Source organism: Tissierellales bacterium (assembly GCA_025210965.1).
Lineage (GTDB): Bacteria > Bacillota > Clostridia > Tissierellales > JAOAQY01 > JAOAQY01.
In genome coordinates this window covers 1-4,871 of record JAOAQY010000232.1, presented here as the reverse complement: position 1 = coordinate 4,871, position 4,871 = coordinate 1, and the positions used below count along the sequence as shown (strand labels likewise).

At 29.9% G+C, this 4,871-nt stretch carries 6 protein-coding genes; 4 read left to right on the top strand and 2 right to left on the bottom strand.

Annotation, left to right across the window (positions count from 1 at the left end; genetic code table 11):
- The coding region (locus tag N4A40_16585; GenBank protein MCT4663472.1) for a sulfite exporter TauE/SafE family protein at positions 1–721 on the top strand (721 nt) is incomplete at its 5' end.
- 163 nt (positions 722–884) lie between these two features.
- Positions 885–1,865: a D-cysteine desulfhydrase family protein gene (locus N4A40_16580; GenBank protein MCT4663471.1), complete on the top strand. Its 981-nt coding sequence runs from the start codon at positions 885–887 to the stop codon at positions 1,863–1,865.
- 100 nt (positions 1,866–1,965) lie between these two features.
- Here the strand turns inward: N4A40_16580 and N4A40_16575 are convergent, their stop codons facing one another.
- Together N4A40_16575 and N4A40_16570 are read right to left on the bottom strand one after the other, a co-directional pair.
- Entirely contained in the window at positions 1,966–2,781 is an 816-nt protein-coding gene (locus N4A40_16575; protein MCT4663470.1) for a DUF92 domain-containing protein, read from the bottom strand.
- Between the two features lie 15 nt (positions 2,782–2,796).
- Complete coding sequence (locus N4A40_16570) at positions 2,797–3,453, bottom strand: hypothetical protein (protein MCT4663469.1); 657 nt, start codon at positions 3,451–3,453, stop codon at positions 2,797–2,799.
- Between the two features lie 301 nt (positions 3,454–3,754).
- Between N4A40_16570 and N4A40_16565 the strand changes: the two genes are divergently transcribed.
- Entirely contained in the window at positions 3,755–4,180 is a 426-nt protein-coding gene (locus N4A40_16565; protein ID MCT4663468.1) for a hypothetical protein, read from the top strand.
- Positions 4,181–4,416: 236 nt separating this feature from the next.
- Complete coding sequence (locus tag N4A40_16560) at positions 4,417–4,857, top strand: hypothetical protein (GenBank protein ID MCT4663467.1); 441 nt, start codon at positions 4,417–4,419, stop codon at positions 4,855–4,857.
- Positions 4,858–4,871 lie beyond the last annotated feature (14 nt).

Sequence of the window (4,871 nt, the reverse complement as noted above, 5' to 3'; positions counted from 1 at the left end):
TGGAATAGGTTCATTTGCACCGACTACTATGTTACTTCGATCGTTTAAACAAATTCACGATAGAGTTTTACCTGGTACACTTAATGTATCTTGTACAATTCCAGTAGTAGCAGAAGCATTTATATTTATATCAGTTATAGAAGTTGAACCAATCACATTAGTTTCATTGTTGGCATCAGCAGCAGTTGGTGCAGTGCTTGGAGCGGGTATCGTTTCTAAATGGGACGAGAAAAAAGTTCAGCTAGTAATGGGTATTGCTTTATTGGCAACAGCATTTTTGATGTTATCTGGTCAATTAGGATGGACAGCTTCACTTGGAACTGGTACAGCAATAGGTCTTACTGGAATAAAATTAGTGATTGCAGTTGTAATTAACTTTATATTAGGTGCACTTATGACAGCGGGTATTGGATTATATGCCCCTTGTATGGCGATGATTTACATGATGGGATTGTCACCAAAAGTAGCGTTCCCAATCATGATGGGATCTTGCGCATTCTTAATGCCACCTGCAAGCGTTCGTTTTATCAAAGAAGGAGCTTACAACAAAAAAGCATCTATGGCAATTACTATTGGTGGTCTAGTTGGTGTATTCATTGCAGCTTACATCGTTAAATCATTACCAATCAAGATATTGACTTATTTAGTAATAGTTGTTGTAACATACACAGCATTTACGTTATTGAGAGATTCTCGTAAAGCAGCAAAACAAGCTGAGTAGACGACTATAAAAGATGCCGAAAGGCATCTTTTTTTATTAAGTTATTTCGGCTTGATTTGAATACTGAGCCATCAGATTAGAATAGTATATTTTGTATTATTTAAGATAATTACAATTATTAAAGGGTAAATAAGAATGATAAAAAAGTTAAAGAGGAGCGATCATGATGCTAGAAAAGAGATTGCGTGTTGCAAATTTACCAACTCCGATTCAAATGCTTCAAAATTTATCAGAATTATTAGAATTGACCTTCTATATAAAACGAGATGATTTCACTGGAATGGAACTAAGTGGAAACAAAGTTAGAAAATTAGAATATATAATGAGTGAGGTGGTAAACCTGGGATATGATACAGTAATAACCTGTGGTGGACCTCAGTCAAATCACGCTAGAACGACATCCTATTTAGCTAATCAATTGGGAATAGATTGTCACTTGGTCTTGGCAAAATCAAAAAAAGAATTAAGTTATACGGGAAATTATTTTCTAAACGATTTAGCTTGTTCAAGACTTGAGTGGATTGATGAAGAAGAGTTTGATGAATCATATCTAAACAAGTATATGGATGAATTAGCGAGAGAGTACTTGAAATATGGCAAAAATGCTTATTGTATTCCGCTTGGTGCATCAAATGCTCTTGGAAATTTAGGATATATGAATTGTGTAAAAGAAATAAAAAATCAAATTCCTAGAGGAATAAAATTTGATAGAATAGTTGTAACTGTAGGTTCAGGTGGTACTTATGCTGGATTACTTTTGGGAATAAAAAAATTCATGCCAGATGTTAAATTGACAGGAATAAATGTTAGGAAAGAAAGGGAATACTTTATAGATTATATTTCAAAAATAGCCAATGAAACAATAGATGAATTTGATTTGGAATTAGAAGAAATTCATAGTTCTGAAATTGATATTATAGATGGGTATGTAGGCGAAGGATATAGAATTCCAAGTGATGATGAAATAACATTTATAAAAAATATTATAAAAAAAGAAGGAATCATATTTGATCCTACTTATACAGGGAAAGCTGCATATGGTTTTTATAAAGAAGTAATGAAAGGTAGATTTAAAGGTGAAACAATTCTATTTATTCACACTGGAGGACAAATGGGAGTGTTCGGAAGTACTGACTATTTTTAAAATATAGAGTAATAGTATTTAATTTTACGCAATTATAAAAAACTACTATCTATGTTATGATTAATAGTAATCAAACAGAATAGATAGTAGTTTTTTTATTCTATACAAATATAAATGTAAGTGAAGCAGAAATTAATATGCTTAAGAAGTTTACCATATTATTATCCATTAAAGGGTGTCCGGATGCGATTTTATTTGGGATATCATTTTCCATAGATTTTTCGGTTAATTTACCACTAAATACATTCGAATAGTATTTTACTTGAAATTTTTCACCAAGAATACTGTCTATTATTGAACCTAAAAAGCCAAGGAGAAAAACTAAAATTCCATAGAATATGAAGTTAAAATTAAATCCTCTTTCCAATATTATTATTAAAACAAAAGAAAAAGAAATTATGAATGTTCCTAAAAGAGATGCAAAAAATCCAAGTCTAGTAACTCCTCCCGATAGTCCTGTATCGGTATTTTTTCTAGACAGTAAATAATGTGGTTTTTCACTACTCAAAGATCCTATTTCAGAAGCAAATGTATCAGATGTAGCACTTGCAAAAGCGGCTGCTGATGCTATTATAAATAAATCGCTTGGGTTTGTCATATACATTATTGAAAATATTAGTGGAATAACTCCGTTAGCGAATACTTGGATGTAATTGCGACAACCGGATTCTTTTAAAAACTTGCTAGAATTTAGATTTAATTTATATGAAATTTTTGAATTGATTTTTGAAAGAATACTTCCTAATATAAAGAAAATAATCATTAATGAGTACATAGAAACATGACCTATAGAATAGAGAATAGTTCCTAAAAATATAGCTGATAGTACTCCAGATATAGATAGTGATTTCTTTTTGTAGGCTAATATTGATATTATAGTAGAGAGTATTAGTCCTATTATTATTTTGGTAAACATATTTAAACCTCCGTATTAAGATATCATTGTGTAGTATACATAGCTTATTGTTAGTGGCAAGCTCAAATTATCCATTCCAAATGGAGTTAGAGCTTCAATTAAAGTTGCTATTATTGATAAAATAATTGAGTTTAGTATAGATACTGGATGGCCTATAATAGGCATTATAAACATACTTATAATAAATGTTATTATAAAAACACAAAAGCTGCCTTCAATTGATTTACTTTTTCTTAAAATTGTGAACTTGTGATGACCATGTTTACTTCCTATAATTGCTGCAAATCCATCACCATAGCCCATTACAAGAATACCGATGGCTCCTATATAGGGTCTTTCTATACCAAAGGTCCATAATGAAAGTATAAATAATGATATCGCATAGTATACAGTTCCAAGATCTTCTATGCTACCATCACGTTCCATAGCACTTATCAGTCCTTTTTTGTAAGATATATAGTTAATTATAACAAAAAGAAAGGGGACAATAGCTGCCCAAATAGCATTATCATAAAAAAACATAGCTAAGAGCCACCAATTACCAAGTATTATGTGTATGAACTTCCGTGATCCTTCTCCAGATAATATATCCTTTTTTTCAGCTAATGTGGCAATAAAAAGTATTAATCCTACAAAAATTATTGATGCGAGTATTCCTATTATGTTATTCATTTAAAAACTCCTTATACGATATATATAATTACAATGAATAGTTTAACATATTACAGGCAAATATTTTATAGGATTTTTGTGTTTTTTATTGGTATATTTTTGATAATACATTTCATCTAGAATTATTGAACGATATATAATTCTAGGATAACACTTTGAAATAGAGCATATAATTTATTTTAATATGATTTGTAGAAAAAATTCTAAATATATAGTATTAGTAGGTTTACAAAAATCAGAAAAAATACGTCTCTCTATTATAGCTAGTAAAATTTGTAAACTATAATATAGTTAAGTGGAGATGATTTTAACGATGAATATAGGAAAAAACTATGTAGAATTATGTGATGAAATTAGAATTTGGAAATTTAGAAGAGAATCTATAATAATTCAAATTGATTATCTTTTAAATAAAAATAAACCAAGAGAAATAGATGGTATTGATTACAGTTTGCCAAAAGGGGCTGGAAGTGTAGTTTTAGATTTTGAAGAATTACTTGTAAATATATCACCAATGCAATCTGAAGTAATTAGATTAGATAAACTAATTGATAATCTTGAAAAATGTAAAGCGGGTATAGAAAAAAAGTTAGAAGATAATTCTGGAATTGAGTATGATATTATATATAAGAAGTATGTTGAGGGAAAAAGTTTAAAAATTATTGCAGAAGAAGTTGGGTACAGTTATGATTGGATTAGGCACAAAGTGAATAAGTTAAAGTTATAAAACACAAAACATCTCATCAATGAGGTGTTTTTATTTTCATATTTATATACGACACAAAAGAAACACAATGTTCCTATAGTATCTGTGATATTATGTTAGTGAGGAAAAATAGAGAAGTGAAGGCACCTTTTGGTCAGGGTGCTTTTTCTATACCCAAAAGGAGGTGTGAAATATTACAGAACTATTTTTACTCACATGATTCATTTACATTATATAATCGCAAGGAGATGCAATTTATGGTCATCGCACATTTACAAACATTGCTACTAAAAAATTTGAAAGAGATGCTTTTGAAAAAGCATCCAGAGTTAAAGATTATTAGGCAGTTTATTCCTAATAGAATCTATCCTGTAAACAATGAGATAGATAAACATTATCCTTTTTTGGTGGTAAGAGCTAAAGGAGGATATGACGGAGAAGAGGAATCATCAGTAAAAATTGAATTTGTTTTCGGAAGCGATTCGAAAGAAGATGGAAATAGCTATGAAATGTTTCTTTCGATACTTGAAGACATTCGTCAGCATTATGGAACAAATAGGTTTTTAGAGAGTTTTGAAATGGATAAAAAACTTTCTTGGAGGATGCAAGATAAGGAAGATTATTATCCATATTTTTATGGATATATTTCAACTGTTTGGAATATTCCAAGTGTTATAGAAGGAGATGAACTGATTTGAAAAAGACAAAAGCA

Coding starts and splice junctions, on each gene's coding strand:
- N4A40_16565 (MCT4663468.1), top strand. CDS start 3,755: ATGATTTTAACGATGAATATAGGAAAAAACTATGTAGAATTATGTGAT.
- N4A40_16560 (MCT4663467.1), top strand. CDS start 4,417: ATGGTCATCGCACATTTACAAACATTGCTACTAAAAAATTTGAAAGAG.
- N4A40_16570 (MCT4663469.1), bottom strand. CDS start 3,453: ATGAATAACATAATAGGAATACTCGCATCAATAATTTTTGTAGGATTA.
- N4A40_16580 (MCT4663471.1), top strand. CDS start 885: ATGATGCTAGAAAAGAGATTGCGTGTTGCAAATTTACCAACTCCGATT.
- N4A40_16575 (MCT4663470.1), bottom strand. CDS start 2,781: ATGTTTACCAAAATAATAATAGGACTAATACTCTCTACTATAATATCA.